Origin of the sequence: Limosilactobacillus avium (assembly GCF_947381485.1) — a bacterium.
Classification (GTDB): domain Bacteria; phylum Bacillota; class Bacilli; order Lactobacillales; family Lactobacillaceae; genus Limosilactobacillus; species Limosilactobacillus avium.
In genome coordinates this window covers 1-21,385 of sequence record NZ_CANCWN010000032.1, presented here as the reverse complement: position 1 = coordinate 21,385, position 21,385 = coordinate 1, and the positions used below count along the sequence as shown (strand labels likewise).

At 45.3% G+C, this 21,385-nt stretch carries 18 protein-coding genes; 4 read left to right on the top strand and 14 right to left on the bottom strand.

The genetic code is table 11. The features are described 5' to 3' along the window. Positions 1 to 2,626: BspA family leucine-rich repeat surface protein (locus QOS01_RS08850; RefSeq protein ID WP_283622029.1), on the bottom strand; the 2,626-nt coding region annotated here is incomplete at its 3' end. Positions 2,627 to 2,969: 343 nt separating this feature from the next. Between QOS01_RS08850 and QOS01_RS08845 the strand changes: the two genes are divergently transcribed. Further along, a complete protein-coding gene (locus QOS01_RS08845; RefSeq protein ID WP_283622028.1) occupies positions 2,970 to 3,698 on the top strand; it encodes a hypothetical protein in 729 nt (242 codons plus the stop codon). Positions 3,699 to 4,307: 609 nt separating this feature from the next. Here QOS01_RS08845 and QOS01_RS08840 read toward each other — a convergent pair. The 6 genes from QOS01_RS08840 to QOS01_RS08815 form a co-directional block, all read right to left on the bottom strand. Beyond that, positions 4,308 to 4,565, bottom strand: coding sequence for a hypothetical protein (locus QOS01_RS08840; RefSeq protein ID WP_098045426.1), 258 nt, complete (start codon positions 4,563 to 4,565; stop codon positions 4,308 to 4,310). Next, entirely contained in the window at positions 4,562 to 5,191 is a 630-nt protein-coding gene (locus QOS01_RS08835) for a hypothetical protein (protein WP_098045427.1), read from the bottom strand. The genes QOS01_RS08840 and QOS01_RS08835 overlap by 4 nt, the downstream gene beginning before the upstream one ends. A gap of 1 nt (position 5,192) precedes the next feature. Continuing rightward, on the bottom strand, positions 5,193 to 6,200 hold the full coding sequence (locus QOS01_RS08830) for a relaxase/mobilization nuclease domain-containing protein (protein ID WP_390893934.1): 1,008 nt from the start codon (positions 6,198 to 6,200) through the stop codon (positions 5,193 to 5,195). A gap of 148 nt (positions 6,201 to 6,348) precedes the next feature. Beyond that, positions 6,349 to 6,936, bottom strand: coding sequence for a plasmid mobilization relaxosome protein MobC (gene mobC / locus QOS01_RS08825; protein WP_098045429.1), 588 nt, complete (start codon positions 6,934 to 6,936; stop codon positions 6,349 to 6,351). Between the two features lie 745 nt (positions 6,937 to 7,681). After that, complete coding sequence (guaA, locus tag QOS01_RS08820; protein WP_283622027.1) at positions 7,682 to 9,235, bottom strand: glutamine-hydrolyzing GMP synthase; 1,554 nt, start codon at positions 9,233 to 9,235, stop codon at positions 7,682 to 7,684. Positions 9,236 to 9,579: 344 nt separating this feature from the next. Beyond that, positions 9,580 to 10,086, bottom strand: a complete 507-nt coding sequence (locus QOS01_RS08815; RefSeq protein WP_283622026.1) for a triose-phosphate isomerase — start codon at positions 10,084 to 10,086, stop codon at positions 9,580 to 9,582. Positions 10,087 to 10,344: 258 nt separating this feature from the next. Here QOS01_RS08815 and QOS01_RS08810 point away from each other — a divergent pair, with 258 nt between their 5' ends. Next, positions 10,345 to 11,529 carry an ATP-binding protein gene (locus QOS01_RS08810; RefSeq protein ID WP_283622025.1) on the top strand — a complete coding sequence of 395 codons (1,185 nt, stop codon included), beginning with the start codon at positions 10,345 to 10,347 and terminating at the stop codon, positions 11,527 to 11,529. Positions 11,530 to 11,577: 48 nt separating this feature from the next. Here QOS01_RS08810 and QOS01_RS08805 read toward each other — a convergent pair whose 3' ends face one another. Then, positions 11,578 to 12,918, bottom strand: coding sequence for an FAD-dependent oxidoreductase (locus QOS01_RS08805; RefSeq protein ID WP_283622024.1), 1,341 nt, complete (start codon positions 12,916 to 12,918; stop codon positions 11,578 to 11,580). Between the two features lie 125 nt (positions 12,919 to 13,043). Here QOS01_RS08805 and QOS01_RS08800 point away from each other — a divergent pair, with 125 nt between their 5' ends. Continuing rightward, positions 13,044 to 13,694, top strand: coding sequence for a Crp/Fnr family transcriptional regulator (locus QOS01_RS08800; protein WP_283622023.1), 651 nt, complete (start codon positions 13,044 to 13,046; stop codon positions 13,692 to 13,694). Between the two features lie 130 nt (positions 13,695 to 13,824). Here the strand turns inward: QOS01_RS08800 and coaA are convergent, their stop codons facing one another. The 3 genes from coaA to QOS01_RS08785 form a co-directional block, all read right to left on the bottom strand. Further along, entirely contained in the window at positions 13,825 to 14,748 is a 924-nt protein-coding gene (gene coaA / locus QOS01_RS08795; RefSeq protein ID WP_283622022.1) for a type I pantothenate kinase, read from the bottom strand. A 161-nt stretch (positions 14,749 to 14,909) separates the two neighbouring features. Next, complete coding sequence (gene preA / locus QOS01_RS08790; RefSeq protein WP_283622021.1) at positions 14,910 to 16,187, bottom strand: NAD-dependent dihydropyrimidine dehydrogenase subunit PreA; 1,278 nt, start codon at positions 16,185 to 16,187, stop codon at positions 14,910 to 14,912. After that, a complete protein-coding gene (locus tag QOS01_RS08785; RefSeq protein WP_283622020.1) occupies positions 16,180 to 17,421 on the bottom strand; it encodes an NAD(P)-dependent oxidoreductase in 1,242 nt (413 codons plus the stop codon). Before QOS01_RS08785 ends, preA begins: the two co-directional genes overlap by 8 nt. Before the next feature lie 257 nt (positions 17,422 to 17,678). Between QOS01_RS08785 and tenA the strand changes: the two genes are divergently transcribed. Beyond that, the gene (gene tenA, locus QOS01_RS08780; RefSeq protein ID WP_283622019.1) at positions 17,679 to 18,323 is read left to right on the top strand and encodes a thiaminase II; all 645 of its coding nucleotides are present in this window, start codon (positions 17,679 to 17,681) and stop codon (positions 18,321 to 18,323) included. Between the two features lie 69 nt (positions 18,324 to 18,392). Here the strand turns inward: tenA and QOS01_RS08775 are convergent, their stop codons facing one another. From QOS01_RS08775 to QOS01_RS08765, 3 genes are all read right to left on the bottom strand, one after another. After that, positions 18,393 to 20,306, bottom strand: coding sequence for a copper-translocating P-type ATPase (locus QOS01_RS08775; protein ID WP_283622018.1), 1,914 nt, complete (start codon positions 20,304 to 20,306; stop codon positions 18,393 to 18,395). Beyond that, a complete protein-coding gene (locus QOS01_RS08770) occupies positions 20,306 to 20,677 on the bottom strand; it encodes a cupredoxin domain-containing protein (RefSeq protein ID WP_408612496.1) in 372 nt (123 codons plus the stop codon). Before QOS01_RS08770 ends, QOS01_RS08775 begins: the two co-directional genes overlap by 1 nt. A 171-nt stretch (positions 20,678 to 20,848) precedes the next feature. After that, positions 20,849 to 21,385: LPXTG cell wall anchor domain-containing protein (locus QOS01_RS08765; RefSeq protein WP_283622017.1), on the bottom strand; the 537-nt coding region annotated here is incomplete at its 5' end.

The following is a 21,385-nucleotide window of genomic DNA, read 5'->3' as shown; positions in this document are numbered from 1 at the left end:
CGTTGATTGTGGAACTACTAATGGTATTACCATTTTCATCTTGGTAAATTACTTGAGCACTGCTTCTAACTGGTTGAACAACAATTAAGATATCGTTAGGAGTAGTCCCGTCAATTAATAAGTCACCGGTTGATAAACCAGATACAATTTCATACCCCTTTGGCAAGTTATCATTAATCTTTTTAATTAAGTCCTGCTGCTTAACAGTGGCATGGTTATTATTATCAAGATAATCACTGAATTCAACAGTGTTGAGTGTATTGCCATCCTTATCCTTGTACACAATTCTTTGCGTATATGAGTTATTAACAAGGTGCAGATTGTAATTATCAGCAACAAGGTCCGTTACATCCTTGCTAAAATCATTCTTTAAGCTTGGAACAGGCGCACTAGCATCATCCGCAAAATCATCTTTTGAAACATTAACTCCCTTGCCATACTTATCATGAACAAGTTTATTAACGGCTAATTGGTTGGTTACCGTGCGCATTTGGTTTCTAACCGCAATTGGATCCGTAAATACGAAGTCCATTGGCAACGTTGCGATTACTTCTTGACTAGACGCTGATCTTTGTTCGTTAACTTTATCGAGAGTTAATCGATTGGTATTTTGGTGGCCCGTGACATTAATCGTGACATTGCCTACCCAATCATAATAGTTATTTAATTTAGCATTATTCAGGCTGAATAATTGTGAACCTTCATCACTGTATACAACCATTGGCTTATTACTGTAGAAACTAAGCAGTGAGAAGTTAGTCTTCGTTGGTAACTTAACACCACGCATATCGATGACTGTTGGGTTAAGACCATAAGCAAACATCCAACGGGTATCGGTATCATTGCTAAGGTTCCAACCATGGATATCAATATTCCGTAAACCAGTTCGGCAGAACATCGCATTTGCCGCATGGACATTGGAAACATTCCAGTTGGCTAATCCAGTTAAGCTTTCCAGTTTGTGGTCATCCATGAACATCATGACCATATTCTGAACGTTGCTGACATCCCAGCCGGATACATCTAACGATTCAAGTTTTTTCATATAGTAAAACATAACCTGCATGTCAGTGGCTTTGCCGATGTTCCAATGCGATAGGTCACCAAGGCTTTTAATTGCAGCTAAGTGTGAGAATGTTCCATTAAAGGTCGTTACATTCCCAGTGTCCCAATTAGATAGGTCACCTAATGATTGGAGTGAAGTATTCAAATTATCGGAAGCAAAAGTGTAGTGCATGTTAGTCACTTTGCTGGTGTTCCAATTAGATACGTCTAACTTATCTAAACTGGTGTTATTAAAGAACATGTGATTCATGTCCTTAACATTACCGGTGTTCCAGTGATTCAGTAACCCAACATGTTGTAACTTAAAATCATTGTTGAACATGTGATTCATGTCAGTAACTTTGCTGGTGTCCCAGTTACTCAGGTCACCCAAAGTGGTTAACGAGCTCATGCTATCAAACATGTGTTGCATGTTAGTTACATTGCCAACTTGCCACTTATCTAAAGCACCAATGCTTTGAAGACTCTGAGCGCCATTAAACATGAACTGCATATCTGTAACATTGATGGTATCCCAGTTAGATACATCACCAATGTTTCGTAAACTCTTAGCGTCAAAGAACATGTACTTCATATCGGTGACTTTGCTTGTATCCCAGTTATTAAGATTACCCAAATTAACCATGCCTGCTCCTGCAAACATGCAGAACATATTTGTATTCTTGGACATATTCCACTTAGATAAGTCACCAACAGATGCTAGTTTTCCAGTACCAAGAAACATTTGGGAAGTATTGGTTACGTTTGAAACATTCCAATTACTAAGATCTCCGACAGAAGTTAAATTATTACAGTTCCAAAACATGCTGCCCATGCTTTTAATCTTACTTGTATCCCAATGATCTAATCCAATAATTCGTTGAACTAGTGAACTAGCAAACATCTGTGAAGCATTAGTAACACCCGAAACATCCAAATTTGTAAGATCCATCACCTGGTATGGCGTTCCATTAAAGGCATCGCCCCAATCGCCTTCTGCATAAACCTTACCATTTCCATTCTTTGAAATGGCAAACTCATTTGCTTGACTACCGTACTGATCATGAATGTTATTAGAATTGCCTGTGTTGCGACGGAAGTAAGCACCTAAATAAACTTTTTGACCATCGGTGATAACCCCAGCCTTAATAAAGTCAAAAGTATTTGGAACCACAATCTTGCCATTGACAATGTGACCATTGAAGCCAGTTAGAGTGATCCCATCTGTTTGTCCGGTATATGTCCAATCGTTGACATTGACTTGGTCAGTTTGCGTGTCATTAGCATAAGTAGTATCTGGTTGACTAACAGTTTGGTTATCACTGCTCTTGTTGGCCAATGTAGTTACTGATTGACCAGCCTGATCAGTAGATTGCTGTTGATCAGATTTTTCATTATTGGGTGTTCGAACAACTTCTTGGTTAGCAGATGGAGAAACTTGGTCAGCGTGTGCCATCATTCCCATAAAAGAGAAACCTACAACTAGTGAACATACTCCAACACTGAGTTTTCTTAAACTAAAACGGTTTGGGTTTGTTGTCATTTGACGTTGTTGTTCTTTTCGGTTATTGATTGATAACATAAATAGCGTCCTTCCTATATTTTGCTATCACTTATAAATGTGGATATATCTCTTTACAACCACTATTATACCCAGCATCATAAGCCTGTAAAGATGCTTCATATACTTATCAATCTACCAATTACTTATTAACATCATGATTTGCTTGCATATTAGATAATCGGCTGATTATAAAGCAACGTTTAGCGTATTATTTATATACAATTATTTTTATTTTGTAGAATAACTTTAACTTTGAAAATAATCCGCCGTTAAACTAGGTAAAAAACAGGACAAAGATTATTTCAAGGATGCGACTGATGAAATTAAAAATGCCCATAATAAGGTGACATATAATGGTTTAATGGATGATCTTTCAGGCGATGACCAGCAAGAATTTCGTGACAAGATCGTTGGAGGATCAACAGCAAGACTACCAAAGAATATCACATATAGAAATGTTGAAGATAATTCAATTTCTTTATACATGGGGAAGCCAACAGGTGTAAAAAAGGAAGAAATGGAGGCCTCGAATGCCAGTGAAATAAGGGATGCTGTTAATCACGAATTTAGTTTTCCAAAAAAGATTACTCAACGACGCTATGAAGCTGAACTTGCAAACGCCAAGAATGCAAAATACTTAGAGCCAAAAGCTCAAAGCGTAAAAATAGCAGCCAAAACGGATCCGTCAGGAAACAAAGTAGTAAGTCAAAAAATATCTTATAAATCAATTGATATGTTTGATGAGCATAAATATGATGAAACTTATGCAAAAGCTGCGTTACAAAACCCTCAAGCTTTAAAGTTATTTAAAACTGCCCAAAGATTATATGATAGTAAGCAAGAAGATGTTAATGGTGATGTAGATAAAGAAGGTAATAGATTATTGAGTATCTTTACTTATAATTACTTCAAAGAAGCAACTAAAGATGTTGTCCATCCACACACATTCGATGATAGTATGGTACTAACTGATCCAACTAGCCAACAAATTTACAATAAACGAATGATTGGCTATAAAATCGAAGGCGGCGACAGTTACTTACTCACACTCGCGCAGAGTAAACGTCAAACCGCAACTCTAGAAAAATAAAAAACCTTATTCACGAAAATCCTTATCAGTTAGGATAAAGGAAAATAGGGACACATTCTGTGCCCACCTTGAGGACAAACTCTTTACTGAGGACTCTGTCACGGGCAACGGTTCTGGCTCGTACACCTTCGACCAAATCAAAGCTGAGCAAAACTTGGTTTCTAATTGGGAACTTTTACGAGAAGCGAAATCTGCGCTTAGCACAGATTTCGACCCACTGACTGCTGGTCCGGAAGCTTGCGATGTTTTGATTCGCTGTTACTTACTCCCTGAAGCGATTGACCTTGCACTTCAAAAATTGCTATAATAAAAAAGTGCACTGGTAACCACCAATGCACGCAAACCTTTATGAAAGGCCGTGAGATTATTACGGAATTTCTTGGTTGCGCCTCGCTGGTGGTGTATTGCAGTACACTAGAACAAGGGCGCTTTATCCGCTAATCTATCAGCCTAATTGTTGAATATAATATTCAAACTTTAGCTGGTTATATTATAGCATGGATTAGCAACCTTGACCAACCGTTCAGCTTTCGAGCTGGGCGGTTTTTTCTGTTGAGTTATTCTTTAAAGTAATTTCATAATAATGGCTCAACACTTTGTTGGGCCTTTTTATAGTCCTAGGTCATTATCATTATTACGATTTTTACTTGAAGAAGAATTCGTATTTTTAGTTCGTTGCCTTAATTTTTGACGTTGTTCTTGCTTTTCCACTTGCCTAATCATTTTCAGATGTATCTGTATTTGACGTATCCGTTTATTTTCACGTTCTGATTGTGTATTTTTAAGTTCCCATTCAGGAATTTTAGTAACTCTGGTTAAGAGTTCATCTAATTTTGCATCAGAGAAACTGTCCACGTTGAAACTCATTTTTCCTCCCTAATTAATTTCCGATCTAAACCGTACATTAGTAAGATTACGAAGCACATGACAAAAAATTTTGCCCAGCCACCTGGTACTACTGTCACTAATAAGATTGCGAGCATGGCTTCCACGATTAAAAAGTATGATAGCCACTTAAGTTTATGAATACTTTGTTCGAGTTTGGTAACCGCATTTTCGGCCACATCTGCCGATAATTGCGCCGACTCGCTGGCCTTTTGTGCGATATGACGGTCCTTTTTAAAACCATCACTAACTGCCGTTTTGATAACCTCCTGGATAGTATGGCCGGTTAAGGCTTGGAACTCTTGGTACACCGATTTAGTCACATTAGAAGTATCAATCGTGATACCTTGTTGCATCGCTAAAATTAGTTGACGCATTACTGGTACTTGTTGCTGATTAATTGTCTTGGTATAAGTTTGTAAATATCGACCAATCTGATTCAGGTCAGCCAGTTTAGCGATATACTGCTGAGTCTTTTGATCTAAACGATTTTCCCTAAGATTAATGTTAGTTTCTAATCCATCATATTTTTGACTAAGAGCATCAACGCGCTTGCCCAAGCCATCACCATAACCAATATCGTGCGCATCTGTGACAGTCTGTGTCACCTTAGAGGTCTGGTCCTGAAGCTGTTTTGTGAGACTTTGCTTTTGCTGTAGCAAGTCGTCGTGCAATTTTTGCACGTCTTTTTTGTCGGCTAAGCTCTTCAAGTCGTCGTGACTGGCTTTGTCTTCTATGAGTTTGTCGAGTTTTAAGTCCATCTCTTTGTTCCTGTTCTTCAATTTTGGTGGCTTGGAGTTGATGTTGATTGAATTTGAATTGTTGCTGTTGACGCTGAGATCGTGCTCGGGCATCTGCGGCCATGGTTTTGATTTTTGCAAGTTGTTCGTTTTGTTCATTATTTGTTCGCTCCTCCTGTTTCTGTGCAAAACATTGTTCTAAGTTACTTTTAGTAAAGCTCTGTCCTAGTCCGCGTGTTGATATCACCTCACCGGTTTGTTTTTTCACCCGTTGATAAAAATCCCGAACTTTATATTCTTTTCCATTAATGGTTTGATGATATGTCCAAGCAGTCCCTTTCTTGCGCTCAGTAATCGTAATTCCTTGGGTGCCTAATAGGTGGACAAATTCTCTTAGGGAATCAACCTCATTCTTAACTTGGTTGATTATCTTCTTTAGGCTCTTCTGCCACTGCGAACGCGTCACTATATTATCTATATCTTGTCGTTTCTGTTGTTTAGATATAGGGTTAGTCCAACTATTGCCAGTTACTCGCTGATAGTTAGCTATCATTTCATGATCAAAGTTGGTTCTTAATTTATATATGTTAAAGCGGTTAGTTGGTACTGTACGGCCATTAGGTCTTACGGTATTAAATACAATATGAGCATGTAGCTTACCGCCGTCCCCATCAGCCTGAATGGCGATTACTGATTGTGCATCGGCAAAATGTTGATGAACATAATGTTTGACAAGCATTAAAGCTTGGTTTGCCTGTTCACTCAGGTCAGTAGTATCAAATTCATCGGGTGAAAAAGAGATAATTAATGTTTGTGCTTGGTATTTACGTTTAGGATTATGGGCCTTCTGCAGATTAGCTTTAAATTGCTTTTCCAAATACGCACCATTTTGTGTGTTTGCGATATGTCCATGTTGGTCATGCAGTAGCTTAATATTGAACCCGCTACACGCTAATACTCGCCGCGATGTCTTTTGATAGCTATGGGGTGGTTCCTGAAATAGATATTGCAACCGTCCGTAACTACTACGACACGAGTGCGTTTCGAGAACTGTCATATCTATCATTCGCTTTCTTGAGAAGTCCTACCTTAATTTGAAACTCGTCAATTTTAGAGTGTAACTCTGCTAAAATCCGATTATTCTGAACAAGTTGGTTAGCTACCCAATTCCATAAATCACTATCGGTTAAATCAGCGTTCTCTTGTTCTGCTTGCCCTTTTGCGGTATTCAAAACATGAGCGATTTGATTTAAATTGGTTCCTGATTTGGTCGCCACGTACATAATACCTTCAAGTTGCTGCTGAATATCAGCGTACTGGTCCCGAACTATCTTTAACTCGCTTAATGACTTGGAATTTGTTAACCCACACAATGCTTCAACTAACGGCAACCTACCCTGATTATTTAATTGCTGAACTAAAATTGTAACTGCATCATAGTTGTCATTGTGACACTCATCAGTTGCTTGCATTAATAATTTCTCATCACGAATCATTTGGCGCATTGCCTTTGAGTTACCAGTAAGCCCCAATTCATGCTTCACTTCATCAAAATCTGCCAACTCATCCTCACTTAAACGAGCCTGAATTAACTTATTCTTTAATGGCTTCATTCTCAATAACCTCCTTAGTTTTGCCTAACAGCAAAAGAAATTTTCAGTCTTCGCGTGCTCGCGACAACGACTGACTAAATTTCCGTAATCGTCGGGTCGTATATTTTTGGTACCCACCAATAATTAATTGGTAGGTACCAAATTCTTCAAATATATTATATCTCTGATCATATACGACTCGCAAGCAATTAAGTTAGTAATACCAAACGAGTTTGTAATACATAACTAATGCTTGGAGGGGCGCCTTGCTAGCTCCCCTTCACCCTGTCGAGCAATCAGATATTACATTCGAAAATGAGTACCTTGAGATTGCATTCAAGGTCATTTCGAGATTCTATATCTGATTTACTTATGTGTTCGACATAAGTAACAACACCGACCAGCTGAACTTGCCAGCTGGACCAGCAATTTCTTTTTGCATCATCAAAAAGAAACAAAAATGACCACCTTATCAATCAACGATAAGGTAGCCAACAGTTGCTTACTTTGACCAAAACAAGCAAATATTACAAAAATAATAAATTTGGTAGGTAACGGCATAAAAAAATAGAATAACTATCTTTCAAGTTATCCTATCTAATCCCAATGTTTATCTTAAATAGACCTGCCAATTTAATGATTACAATCGCTAATTTTTGGTAGGGTTTTTGGTAGGGAACAACCCAGTTTTTGCTTATTTTTGAATTGGTGCAGTCCCGCTAAAAGCCGTTATACCGGGATTCCTTATCCTAGCGCAAAAGCTGAATTATTCGTATTCGATTGTCGAAGGCGGCTTACTCGTGACATCGTAAAGGATCCGGTTAACGTGGTCGACTTCGTTTACGATCCGCACCGAAATCTTTTGCAGAACATCCCACGGAATCTTGGCAAAGTCCGCCGTCATCCCATCAATTGAGGTGACTGCCCGGATAGCAACCGCGTAGTCGTAGGTCCGGCCATCCCCCATCACGCCGACGGAACGAATTCCTGGTAGGACAGTGAAGTACTGCCAAATCTTCTCGTCCAAGCCGGCCTTCTTGATTTCATCACGCAGGATAGCGTCACTTTCCCGGACAATTTCCAGTTTCTCAGGCGTAATTTCGCCAATTACCCGGATTCCCAAGCCGGGGCCAGGGAATGGTTGTCGCCATACTAACTCGTGCGGAATTCCCAGCTTCTCACCTAATTCACGGGTTTCGTCCTTAAAGAGTTTCCGCAGTGGTTCAATCAGCTTAAAGCCGAGCTTCTTCGGTAGGCCCCCAACATTGTGGTGGGACTTAATTGTCTGGGCCGTATCAGTCCCCGACTCAATTACATCGGTGTACAGGGTTCCTTGAGCCAGGAAGTCCGCGTCCGGAATCTTCTTGGCTTCTTCATTGAAGACCTCGATGAATTCCTTACCGATAATCTTCCGCTTCTTTTCAGGATCGGTAACGCCCTTCAACTTACCAAGGAAGCGGTCCGCAGCATCAACTTTGACAATGTTGACACCAAGGTCACGGTTCAAGGCGTTCATCACTTGGTCGGCTTCGTTTTTCCGCAACAGACCGTGGTCAACGAAGATGCAGGTCAGTTGGTCACCAATTGCCTTGTGGATCAAAACGGCGGTCACGCTGGAGTCCACCCCACCGGACAGGCCCAGGATAACCTTCTTGTCGCCCACTTCCTTGCGAATGTGGTCAATTTGCAGGTCAATGAAGTCATCCATTGTCCAATTGTCCTTGGCACCACAGACGTCAAAGGCAAAGCGCCGCAGGATGTCCAACCCGTATTCTGAGTTCCGAACTTCCGCGTGGAACTGGATACCGTAGAACTTCCGCTTATCATCCGCAATCGCAGAGATTGGGCAGTTTTTGCTGGTTGCCGTAACCTTGAAACCAGCTGGAGCTTCGGTAACAAGGTCCCCATGGCTCATCCAAACATACTGCTTTTCTGGCAGACCCTTAAATAAAGGGGCATCCTTGTCCAACACCTTAATATCGGCCCGGCCGTATTCCGAATTATCCGCCTTTTCGACCTTACCGCCGAGTTCATAAGTCATCAATTGCATCCCGTAACAGATCCCTAAGATTGGAATACCCAGCTTAAAGATTGCTGGATCAACCTTAAAGGCACCTTCATCATAGACACTGTTTGGTCCTCCGGAGAAAATAATCCCCTTCGGCTTAATCTTCTTGACTTCGTCCGCCGTAATCTTGTGCGAGAGGAGCTCTGAGTAAACCCCGAAGTCACGCAAGCGCCGGGTAATCAGCTGGTTGTACTGGCTACCAAAGTCAAGGACGATAATCTTGTCAAATGTATCTAAATTGACGTTTGCCACGTTGCCACTTCCTTCATCAAAATTTGCTCTTTTCCCTAAGTTTACAGGCTAAAAGACGGACGGTCAACTGACGATCACAAATAATTGTTTCTTTTTCGCCATTACATAAACGAGCGCAATCCCAGGTCAAACAATTCCTGAGATTCCGCCCGTGAATGGATGGAATATTCATGATGAAAGTGGGTTAGCCGTTTAAAGCGGCAGTCAACAGGGCTAATTCTTCTTTAACAGCCTGCTCATCAAGCTTTGTTAGTTCTTCATTTACTTTTAGCATTTGGATTTCCTCCTTTCTCAGGATAATCGAAAGCGGCCGGTACACTCCCACCCGCCGTCCTTCAATCAACTCATTGATTTATCAAAACGCCGTCAACGTTGCCATCACCTAAAATCAATGGCAACTCATCTTCAAAGTAAAAGCCACCATAGAAAATGGGCACCTGCCCAGCGGTCGCCAGGTCATAAATTGCCGCAAGGGCGTCCCGAATCAGGCGGTGGGCAATTCGAATCCGCTGGGCATCAGCTGGCAAGTGGTATTCTGCAGCCCAGCTTGGCCGGTATACAATTACCAGTCGTCGAACCTGGTCAGCGCTAACTTTGGCCAGGGCCCCGGTCAAATAGCGACGAAGGTCCTTCGCAAAGTCAACCGTGGACAACCGCAAATCACCTTCATCAACAAGTAGGATTGGCTGCTGGGTTCCCACCACAACCGGGTGTGGAATACCGCCATTAAACAGTGGGGCCCAATAAAAGTTGTTGATTTCGGCCTGCTGGCCACCCATATCGGTCTGCACAGTCAGACCAAGTGACTGGTGAAGGGGAAAATCGGGTGCAATGCTTTGCTTCTTCAGCACGTTAACTACCTCGCTTTGATAATCTGTAGTACCTTCTTAACTGGTATTTGCGCGCTTGTCAATACATGTAGACCAATTTATTTTGTGCAACCGGTAGCAACGCGAGACAGCCAGGATGTCTTTTTACTTAAAAATATATTTTTACTGCCGCACAGTGTCTATAAAAGCCCATGAATTTAGAATTATTTCCAAATTTGAATAGGTTAACATCTTCTGGTAAAATCAATTATGCACCACAATTTTACCGGAGATGAGTGAATGTTCGCGCGTTCTTACCAGCTAGACCAATTAAGAAATAGTCAGTGTGATTCTACTATCAAAATTATTTTTGGCATTCGCCGGAGCGGGAAATCAACCTTAATTAACCAGTACCAGTCCTGGCTCAAGCAGGACGGCATCCTCTGTCAGCAGATCAAAACCATCGACTTTGAGCAGGACCTGGCCTTCGCTAGCCTGACGATTCCAGCGATGGTAAGTAAGATAAAAAAAGGGCTCGTCAAGGAGAAGACTAACTTTCTTTTCCTCGACGAGCTTGAGAGCCTGCCCAATTACCAGCAACTGGTCCGCCGCCTGACTAGCATCCCCAACATTGACCTGTACGTAACGGGGTCCGATCACCAAATCTGTAAATTGGCTGAGCAGTTCCCCTGCCAACTAATTGCCGTGCGGCCGTTCAGGTTTCACGAATTTATTGACTTCCACCACCAGGCGGCCGACTTTACCGCCCTTTACCATTACCTCAACCGGGGTGGCTTCCCCTTCGCGCAGAGCATCCGGGACGATTCCTCCGTACGTAACTATAGTGAGGATGTCCTGAACACGATTATCCTCAAGAGCCTGATGCAGCACCCGGGGCTGGTCAACCCGAACTTATTGAAACACCTGATTACGTTCTTGGCCCACCATTCTGGCGTCCCCATCAACGTCTCACAGGCGGTTACGGCCCTGCAGGAGCGCAATATCCAAGTTTCCAATAAGACCTTGGCATCATATTTGGCCTTCGTGCAGGAGGGCTTTCTCTTCACCGCTTGTCCAGAATTAAACCTGGCCACCGAAAGGGTCAAGAAAACGAACGTGCAGTACTACCCCGTCGACCCCATCCTCCGCTGCCTGCTCACCAACCACCAGGGTGCACTGTCAGCTGCCAACCTGACAATGCTCGTTTTCAACGAACTAACCGCCCGGGGGTTCCATGTTTATAGCGGACAAAAGGGACGCCATCCCGTAACCTTCATTGCCATCCGCGACGCCGAAAAGTACTTCTTTCAGTTTAACTTTTCATTTCTCAATCAGACGACCTACGATAAGGCGGTTAGCGGCCTGCACCACCTTCCGGCAAACGCCCATCGAACCCTGATAATCGCTAAGCCGGGTGACCACGATTGGGGACGGGACGAGGACTTCACCACGGTCCCCCTCCTCGACTGGCTCACCAATGAATAGCAAAAGCCAGGTTTGCGGTTTAATTAACCACAATCCTGGCTTTTGTGTTTACTTAGCAGCCTTAGCAACCGCTGCTTGCGCAAGGATGTTGAGGTAGTTGAACGGACGGTCAAAGTTAGGCTGGAATAGCATGTCCACGAAGGCCAGGTAGTCGATCGTGTGCTTGTCCTGAATGCACAGGGAGAGGACACCGGCCGACTGGGCGACATCGTACTTACTCATCAGTTGCCCACCAATAATCTGCCGCGTCTGCTTATCCCAAACGAGGGTCATCAGAACCTTCTCCGTTGATGGCATAAACTCTGGACGATAGTTATCTTCAATGGTAACGGAATCGGCATCAATTCCCACTGCCTTAGCATTCTCAAGCGTTAAGCCGGAGGAGACCATCGTTGTTCCGTAGAGGTTCAAGCCAGAACTAGACTGGGTTCCCATGTCGCGCATCTTATTGCCAAAGATGTTAATCCCCACCATCGTTCCCTGCCGGACCGCGTTCGTTGCCAAAGGAATGTAAGCATCCTTTCCGGTCGGGTTATAGTGGACGCTGGTTGAATCCCCCGCGGCATAAATGTCGGGATCGGACGACTGCATGTATTCGTTAGTAACAATCGCCCCGTTATCGTGCATCTTAACCTTCCCCTTAAGTAGGCTAGTGTTGGGCCGGAAGCCAACGCAGAGAATTGCAATGTCCGCTTCAAAACTCCCCTGATCAGTTTTCACCGTCACCCCATCACCGTGCTCCTCAAAGGCGGTGACCTTTTGGTTAAAGGCCAGGGTAGCGCCCTTTTTCTTAAACTGCTGTTGAATACGGTCGGTATATTCCTGGTCAAAGTACTTATGCAGCATCCGCGGTGCGCCATCGATCAACGTAACGTCCTTGTTTTGCCGGGTGTAGGCTTCAACCAGCTCAACCCCGATGTAGCCGGCACCGATAACCAAGACCCGCTGGGCATCCTTAGCAGCCGCAAAAAGTTCTTTGGCGTGGTGGTAGTTCTTGCACAGGTAGACATGGTCCCCGTCGACACCATCAATTGGCGGGATAATTGGCCACGAACCAGTTGTATCAATAAGCTTATCGTAATGATCGGTCTTTTCTTCCCCCGTTACGAGGTCAGTAACCTTAACAGTCTTCGTCTGGGGATCAATGCTCGTAACGTTGTGTTGCATGTGAACATCAGCACCCAGTTCTGCCAGTTGCTTTGGACTGGAGTAGAACATCGCGTCTGGGTCACCAACATCCCCACTCAGGTAAACCGCAATCCCACACGACAGGAAAGAAACGTTGTCATTCCGTTCATAGATGACAACATCGGTCTCCGGGTGGTCCTTGAGAATTTGCGTCGCAGCAATCGTTCCGGCATGAGTACAGCCAACAATAATAACCTTCATTATAATACCCTCGCTTTGCTCAATGATTAACTTAAACGTTTAGACAAACACCGGTGCTTGATACTTTGATTATATGAATAAGCAGTTATAATTAAATTGATTTAAATCAAGTGGAGGTAATAATTATGGCCCATCATTCTGAAATTGCCTGTTTGAGCAAGGCAACAATTTTCAAGAACCTACCAGTTGACCTTAAAAAGAAGCTGGTGACGGTTTCGTCCCACCAGGACTTTTTTCCAAAGGGGAGCCTGATTCGGCAACCGTTAGACGGCAAGGACGGCATGATTGTCATTGACTCCGGCCACGCCAAAATTTTCTCCCTAAACGAGGCAGGCAAGGAAACCGTCCTCGGTGTGCTGGGTAAGGGAGACTCGACTGGCCAGGAGAACCTGTTTAGTAACAACAATCACGAAAACTTTATTCAGGCAACTGAAGATTGTTTGGTATGCTCAATGAACCGTTGTGACTTTCAAGAGCTATTAAAAGCCACCCCGGACCTGGCCCTATCACTGCTTAATGACTTTGGAGAACGCCTGATATTGGCAGAGCAGAACACGGTCCGGCGCAATTCGATGAACGCTAAGGACAGGGTTATGGACTACCTTAGGGCCCAGGAAAAGCGGACCGGCAAGCGTTCATTTAACTTGCCCCTCAAGAAAAAGGACCTGGCGAACTTCCTCGGCTTGACCCCGGAAACGTTAAGCAGGCAGTTAAAGGTCCTCCAACAGGATGGCCAAATCACCGTTAAGGGCCAGCATATTTCCATAGACAAATAAGGGCTGGAAAATAGTTAAAAATACTACAGCGCAATATACAAAGAGGACTCTAGCGTCCGGATTTTCCGAACACTAGAGTCCTCTTTATGCTTTCTAAAAACTTGCTTCGCATCGAAGCGCGCTCCCATTACTAATCCCGACGAAGGTAGAGGCGGTCAACCACGTGGCCATGGGTCTTGTGGAGGATCAGGTTAGCCCGGGTCTTCGTCGGAAGGATGAAGTCCTTGAGGTTAGGTAGGTCAACGGACTTCCAGACATCCTTGGCCATCTTAAAGGCATCGTCCCGACTCCCTTTAGAGTACGGGTAATAGTAGTTAGACGGGTCCGTAAAGGCCGTCTTTAGCAGAAGGCCAAAGCGTTGTAGGTACCAGCATTCAATCAGGTCTGGGTCGGCATCAACGTAGATTGACCAGTCAAAGTAGTCGCTGACGTACAGGCGCTGGTTGGTCGGCAATTGCAGGGTGTTAATCCCCTCAACAATTAAGATATCGGGACGGTCAATTACCAGCGGCTTATCCGGTTGGACATCATAAACCTGGTGTGAGTAAGTCGGGGCCTTCACAACCGGTTCCCCTGCCTTGACGTCATTCAAGAACTTCAAAAGCTTCTCCATGTCGTACGACTCGGGGAACCCCTTACGGTCCATTATCCCCCGGCGCTTTAGTTCCGCATTCGGGTACAGAAAACCATCCGTGGTCATCAGTTCTACCCGCTTATCAGGCAGAAGCTTGTTCAAGAGGATGCTGAGCAGGCGGGCAATCGTACTCTTGCCAACCGCTACCGACCCGGCAATTCCAATAATGTAGGGCACCCGCCGCACTGGTTGGCGTAGAAAGTTAGCCTTTTGCATCTGCCATTCCAGAAAGTTCTGGTAGTGGAGTTGTAGCAACTTAATCAGCGGCAAGTAAACATCCTTGACGTCTTCGATTGAAATACGGTCGTTTAACGACTTAATATCATCCAAATTTTCTTGGTTTAAGCGAACCGTGTCGGCCGGGAAAAAAGCGTGCCACGTCTGCCGGTCGAATTGTTCGTAATTCATCCATTCATCCATTTTTAAAGTCCCTTTATAATCGTTATGTAAACGGTTACTATTTTATCACACTTGGCAGGGAACAGTAACCTGCACTCGCCTATTATAGGACAAAATACCGGCAACTAGTATAGAAAGCACACTAGTTGCCGGCTTGGGAATTATATTAATGCGGGTTATTCTTAGTTGTCAGCATTGGGCAGTTGGAAGGTTGAGGCATCAACCCTAGCAGGGTCACCCTTCCGGCCCGGCTTCATTTCAACTAAGCCCAACTTAATTGCGCCGACTGGGCAAACCAGGGCACAGAGTTGACAACCAACACACTTGCTCTTATCAAAGGTCGGCAGGCGCTTATCGTCATCCCAGCCCATTGCCTGGTGGGCACCATCTTGACAGGAGATGAAGCAACGGCCACAACCGATACACTTATCCCAGTCAATCTTTGGGTAAACCTTGTAGTCACGGTCCAGTTGGTTGGTTGGCAGGATGTTCTTGTTAGCAATCCCAACCAGGTCCTTCAGGTGGTCAACGCCCTGTTCGTCCATGTAGTGCATCAGCCCGTTGGTCAGGTCATCGATAATCCGGTAACCATACTGCATGATTGCAGTTGTGACTTGTAAGGTCGAGGCACCGAGCAGGATAAATTCAGCGGCGTCTTCCCAGGTTTCAATACCACCAATACCGGAAACTGGCAGTTGTTCCAGTCCCGCAGCGGAACGAATCTGTTGCAAGAAGCGCAGGGCAATTGGCTTAACAGCCTTCCCAGACAGACCAGAAACAGCTGACTTACCATTGATACTTGGCAAGGCAACCTTGTTGTCCAGGTCAATGTCAGTGATGGACTTAACGGTGTTAATGGATGAAATACCGTCAGCGCCACCTTCGAGGCAGGCCTTAACAACTGGAATCATGGTCGTGATGTTTGGCGTCATCTTGGCCAATACTGGTAGGTTAGTCCCCTTCTTAACGGCTTCACAGTTAGTCTTACATAATTCAGGGTTCGTACCAACATCAGAACCCATCGTGTGGGAAGTCATCTGTGGGCAGGAGAAGTTCAATTCAATCATGTCCGCACCGGCTTCGGTAACCAACTTAGCCAGGTCGGTCCAGTCTTGTGGGGTTTCACCCATGATGGAAGCAATCAGAACCTTGTCTGGGTATTCCTTCTTCAGGCGGCGCATGTCAGCCAGGTCTTGAGCCATTGGGTGCTCAGCCAGCTGTTCCATGTTCTTGAAGGCCACGAATGGGGTGTCTTCCTTGGTCAGTTGTGAGAATCTTGGTGATACTTCATCAATAACGAAGTGATCTGGTGATAAGGTCTTGTAGACGATCCCACCCCAGCCAGCATCGTAGGCGTTCTTACACATTTCGTAACAGTTGCCAACTGGTGAAGATGACAAGCAGAATGGGTTCTCAAAGTGAACACCTAAAAAGTCAATTGACAAGTCTTTCTTAATCATTATCTTGTCCTCCTAACACACGATCGATTTCTTCGGCAACTTCCTTACCCTTTTGAACGGCGTAAACAACGGTCTTGTCACCATCGACAATGTCACCAGTTGCGAATACCTTCGGGTCCTTAGTGTGGAAGCGTGCTTCCCGGAATGGAATCTCGTTGTGCTGAATGTCAATGTCTAAGCCATCTGCGTCAACCTTTTGACCAATGGCTAAGATGATCTTATCAGCAGTAATCGTCATTTCACTATCAATCTTACGGTGCTTGAAGGTAACCTTGTTTTGACGTACATCGGTTGGAACATATCCATCAACGATCGTAACGCCTTCTTTTTGGGCCCCTTCAAGTTCCTTCTTGGAAGCCTTAAATTCAGAGAATTCTTCGTATACCATGTCGGTAACGTGGGTGACACCCAGCTTCTTCAGGGTTGTGACGACGTCCATCGCAACGTCACCACCACCGATAACCAGAACATTGTCCGGCAGGTCATCAAGCTTGCCCTTGTTTTCTTTGGCACGGGCCAGGAAGGAAATAGCAGATTCCGTGCAGATGTTGTGTTCAAACATCGGAATCGTCTTGGCAGCACTGGCACCGATGGCCACGATAACGGCATCGTACTTAGCCTTCAGGTCGTCCATGGTAATGTCCTTACCAACGGCAACGTTGTACTTGATGTTGGCCCCGAGGTTAACAATCCGTTGAACTTCGTAGTCAACGATGGCTTCTGGCAGGCGGTATTCAGGAATTCCGTAGGTCAGGTAACCACCAGCCTTGGCGTTCTTTTCGTAAATGTCAACGCCGTAACCCTTTTGCCGTAAGGTGGCAGCAGCTTGCAGCCCGGCAGGACCACTCCCGATGATGGCAACGTTCATGCCGTTTTCCTTACCGGCGTGCAGGATCTGCATGTTTTCCTTCCGTTCCATATCAGTAACATAGCGTTGAATTCCACCAATGTCGATTGGGCCATCAATTTTTGCACGGGTACATGCACTTTCACAGTAACGTTCAGTTGGGCAAACCCGGGCACAAATAGCACCGAGGGCGTTGTTTTCCCGAATGGTTTCAGCAGCCCCTTTAACGTTACGGAAACGAACGCTCCGAATGAATTTAGCTGTATTGGTGTGAGCTGGACATGCCTTGGAGCAAGGTGCGTCTTCACACAGTAAACAACGTGCTGCTTCTTGCATCACGGTGGTCATTGTGTAGCCTTTAGGTTCTGTTTCATATTTTGAAGTCATTGAAATTGCCTCCTCTAGGTTACAACTTCGTAATCAGAATTTAGTGAATGTTATCACTTGATAGTTATATAATAGCGGTTTCAATTGGCTAGTACAATGGGATTTGCCTAATTCTTTTATATTCTAATTTCCGTAATAATCGCTATATAATATTGGAATAAATACTAGGATATTAACAATATTTTCCTATAATTTAGTTTTTATTTACGGGGTCGGATATAATTACTGTTAGTAAAGTACTAGAGGAGTAAAACATAATGAAAAAGTTCACAGATCAGTTAACGGATATGATCATTCAGACCCGTGACACCAGCATCAACCACCCCTTCATCCACCAGCTCAGCACTGGTGAACTACCACTGGTAACTTTCCGTTACTACCTTATTCAGGATAACCATTACCTGACTGCCTTCAACCAGCTCCATCAGGTCATTGCCGTCCACCTTTCCTTACAGGATGGCGAAACGCTTCGTCACCTTGGCGAGGGTGAAGACGCGGCCCGCCAAAAGATGCACCAGGAGATTGGGCTTGAAAACGAAGAGCTCACCACAACACCGGTCGCCCCAACTGCTTACGCCTACATTACCCACATGTATTACCAGCTCAATACTTACGGTAAAGAGGCAGCCGTTAGTGGCCTCCTCCCCTGCTACTGGCTGTACAGCGAGATTGCCCAGCAGCTCATTCATCGGCGGAGTCCCCGTCCCCTCTACCAGGAGTTCTTCGATAGTTATTCTGCCGCCGACTTCACAAGCAGCATCCAAGCGATGATTGACATTGTTAACCGCCAGGCCAACGCAGCGGGCCAAGAAACGCGGCAGCAAATGAAGCGGGCGTTTGAAATCAGCTGTCACTACGAAAAGGCCTTTTGGCAGATGGCATACACCAAAGAACAATGGTAGTAAGACGCAAAGTGGCCCCTAGCATTCGTAACTTACCGAACGCTAGGAGCCACTTTTTCTTTACTTTTGTTAATCAATCTTAGTCTTATTCAATAGTAATGAGGAACTAACAACGGAAACCGAACTGAAGGCCATTGCAAGGGCCGCAATCTCGGGACTCAGGACCCATCCCAAGCCGACGAAGACACCAGCAGCGATTGGGATCCCAATCACGTTGTAGATGAGGGCCCAGAAGAGGTTTAACTTAATCCGGTTAAATGTCTTCCTGCTCATCTCCAGGGCACGGACAACCCCACGCAGGTCGTTTTGGACAAGGACAATACTTCCGGAATCAATTGCGATGTCCGTTCCTGAACCCATCGCAATCCCCACATCAGCGGTTGTTAACGCGGGGGCATCGTTAATACCGTCCCCAACAAAGGCAACCTTACCCGTTTCTTGAAATTTCTCAACGTAGTGGGCCTTTTCGTTTGGTAAAACGTTGGCAATCACGTCATCAATTCCGACGTCTTGGGCGATTGATTGTGCAACCCGCTCGTTGTCACCAGTGAGCATTACCGTCTTCAAGCCCTGGGCCTTCAAGTCAGCGATTGCCTGCTTAGCATTGGCCTTGGGAACATCCTGAATTGCCAGTAGGCCGATGATTTGCTTGTTCAAGCCAACCAGAATAACCGTCTTGGCCTCGTCCTGCAATTTACTGAAGTGCTGCTTTAGTTCGGGGCTAACTTGGTAATCCATCGATAACTTATTGCTGCCGACAAAGGCCGTTTGCCCGGCCAAGTTAGCGGTCACACCCTTTCCTTCAATGGCTTGAAAGTCGGTAACTGGCTGGGGTTGGATACCTTCGTCACTAGCCCGCTGCATGACCGCCGAAGCCAGGGGGTGCTCAGACGCCGCTTCCAGGCTTGCCGCAACTTCCAGCACCTGCTGCTGGGGCCCAACAATGTCGGTAACCCGTGGCTTTCCTTCGGTAATGGTCCCCGTCTTATCGAAAATAATCGTCTTAACATCATTTACCGTTTCTAGGGCCTCACCATTTTTAATCAGGACACCCATTTTAGCCGCCCGGCCGGTGCCCACCATCAGTGCAGTGGGGGTTGCCAAGCCAAGGGCACATGGGCAGGCAATTACGACGACCGACACCGCAAATAGCATTGCCTGCACACCACTGGCCCCTAAAAAGGCGTACCAAATAACGAAGGTGGCGATGGCGATGATGAGGACGGCCGGGACAAATATTCCGGAGATCTTATCGGTCAGGTGTTGGATGGGTGCATGACTCGTCTGGGCCCTTTTCACCATTTCTACAATCTGTGCCAACATCGTATCCTTACCGACCTTGGTTGCTTTAAAAGTGACAGTTCCCCGGCCGTTGATTGTGGCACCAACAACGTGGTCACCCGTTTTTTTGGCAACCGGGATACTCTCACCAGTAATCATCGACTCGTCGACGGTTGTCGTACCGCTCACGATTTCCCCATCAACCGGAAACTTCTCGCCAGGCTTAACCTGGATAAGGTCACCAACCTTCACGTCCGCCAGGGGGACACGGGTAAATTGGCCGTCCCGCTTAACCAGTGCATCCTTGACCTGCAAACCAAGGAGCTTCTTCAGCGCGTTGGAAGCGTTATCGTGCATCCGTTCCTCCATCATATCGCCAAGCAAGACGAAGACGGTAATAAAGGCGGCACTCTCGAAGTAAACCGCCCGCCCCGTGACCATCGCAAAGAGACTATAGAAATAAGCGATTGTCGTTCCGACAGCCACCAAGGTGTTCATATTAGCATTATGGTGCAAAAAGGCCGCCCAGGCACTCTTCCAGTACGGCAGTGCCCCAACCAGCATAATCAGGGTCGTCGTTACCAGTGCCACCCAGTTATACCCCGGCATCATCCAGTGAAAAAGCATCCCCACCATTTGAACAAGCAGGGGGATTGCCAAAACTAATGATGTCCAGAAGCGCTGTGTACTTGAGAGACGCATTACTTAACGACCACCTTTCCGTGGAACATATCCATCCCACAGGCAAAGTCAAATTCACCAGCCTTATCAGTTGGAATCTTCACCGTGGTAATCTTCTGCTTAGTAAGGTCCTTATTTACCCCTAAAGAATCAAAAACAACGTGGGATAAGCAGGCCGTGTGGTCGCGCATATCAAAATCAACCTGGCCAGGGACTCCCTTCTTTAGAACAACCGTTGATGGTGAGTAGCCACCATTAACCACCACCGTGGCCTTTTGGACATTATCCTTTACCTGGGCACTCTGGGCCGCCTGTTCGTGCTTGCCAAAGAACCACCAAGCAATCAGGGCAATTAAAATAATACCAACAATCAATGCGAATACCTTAACCATGTTTATCACCTCAGCATTATATTTACAGTTGTAATCATAACAACAATATTTACAAGTGTCAACAAAAAGAGAAATCAAAAAGGCCCGACCATGGGAATAATCCTGTGGTCGGGCCTTCTTGACATATTATTCGGGGGGTATTAGTTACTTCTCAATAGTTAAGGGGGAAATTTAGAATTCTTTTTTGAGAAGATTGATTGCCGCCACAAAGCCAGCAACCATAAGGCCGAGAATTCCGAGCTTACTATCCTTGTTACCAGTTTGTGGCAGTTGTGTGGATTCGGCGTTAGCTTGAGAATGTCCTACCACCTTTACCGGTCGAACTGGTTTGCTAGGATTCGTTGGCTGGACCGGACTTGTTGGCTTCGTTACGTTGGTAGCCTTACCCGGCTCTGTTGGCTTACTTGGCGACGTTGGTTGAACGGGGCTCGTCGGCTTCGTTACATTCGTCGTCTTACCTGGCTCCGTCGGTTTACTTGGCGACGTTGGCTGAACGGGGCTTGTTGGCTTCGTTACGTTTGTCGTCTTACCAGGTTCCGTCGGCTTGCTTGGCGACGTTGGTTGAACAGGGTTTGTCGGCTTCGTCACATTCGTCGTCTTACCAGGCTCCGTCGGTTTACTTGGTGACGTTGGTTGGACCGGACTCGTTGGCTTCGTCACATTGCTTGACTTACCAGGCTCCGTCGGTTTACTTGGTGACGTCGGTTG

Bases quoted from the DNA above. Each gene is read 5' to 3' on its own strand.
- QOS01_RS08845 (WP_283622028.1), top strand. From the start codon at position 2,970: ATGGATGATCTTTCAGGCGATGACCAGCAAGAATTTCGTGACAAGATC.
- QOS01_RS08840 (WP_098045426.1), bottom strand. From the start codon at position 4,565: ATGAGTTTCAACGTGGACAGTTTCTCTGATGCAAAATTAGATGAACTC.
- mobC (WP_098045429.1), bottom strand. From the start codon at position 6,936: ATGAAGCCATTAAAGAATAAGTTAATTCAGGCTCGTTTAAGTGAGGAT.
- QOS01_RS08810 (WP_283622025.1), top strand. From the start codon at position 10,345: ATGTTCGCGCGTTCTTACCAGCTAGACCAATTAAGAAATAGTCAGTGT.
- QOS01_RS08805 (WP_283622024.1), bottom strand. From the start codon at position 12,918: ATGAAGGTTATTATTGTTGGCTGTACTCATGCCGGAACGATTGCTGCG.
- QOS01_RS08800 (WP_283622023.1), top strand. From the start codon at position 13,044: ATGGCCCATCATTCTGAAATTGCCTGTTTGAGCAAGGCAACAATTTTC.
- coaA (WP_283622022.1), bottom strand. From the start codon at position 14,748: ATGGATGAATGGATGAATTACGAACAATTCGACCGGCAGACGTGGCAC.
- preA (WP_283622021.1), bottom strand. From the start codon at position 16,187: ATGATTAAGAAAGACTTGTCAATTGACTTTTTAGGTGTTCACTTTGAG.
- QOS01_RS08785 (WP_283622020.1), bottom strand. From the start codon at position 17,421: ATGACTTCAAAATATGAAACAGAACCTAAAGGCTACACAATGACCACC.
- tenA (WP_283622019.1), top strand. From the start codon at position 17,679: ATGAAAAAGTTCACAGATCAGTTAACGGATATGATCATTCAGACCCGT.
- QOS01_RS08775 (WP_283622018.1), bottom strand. From the start codon at position 20,306: ATGCGTCTCTCAAGTACACAGCGCTTCTGGACATCATTAGTTTTGGCA.
- QOS01_RS08770 (WP_408612496.1), bottom strand. From the start codon at position 20,677: ATGGTTAAGGTATTCGCATTGATTGTTGGTATTATTTTAATTGCCCTG.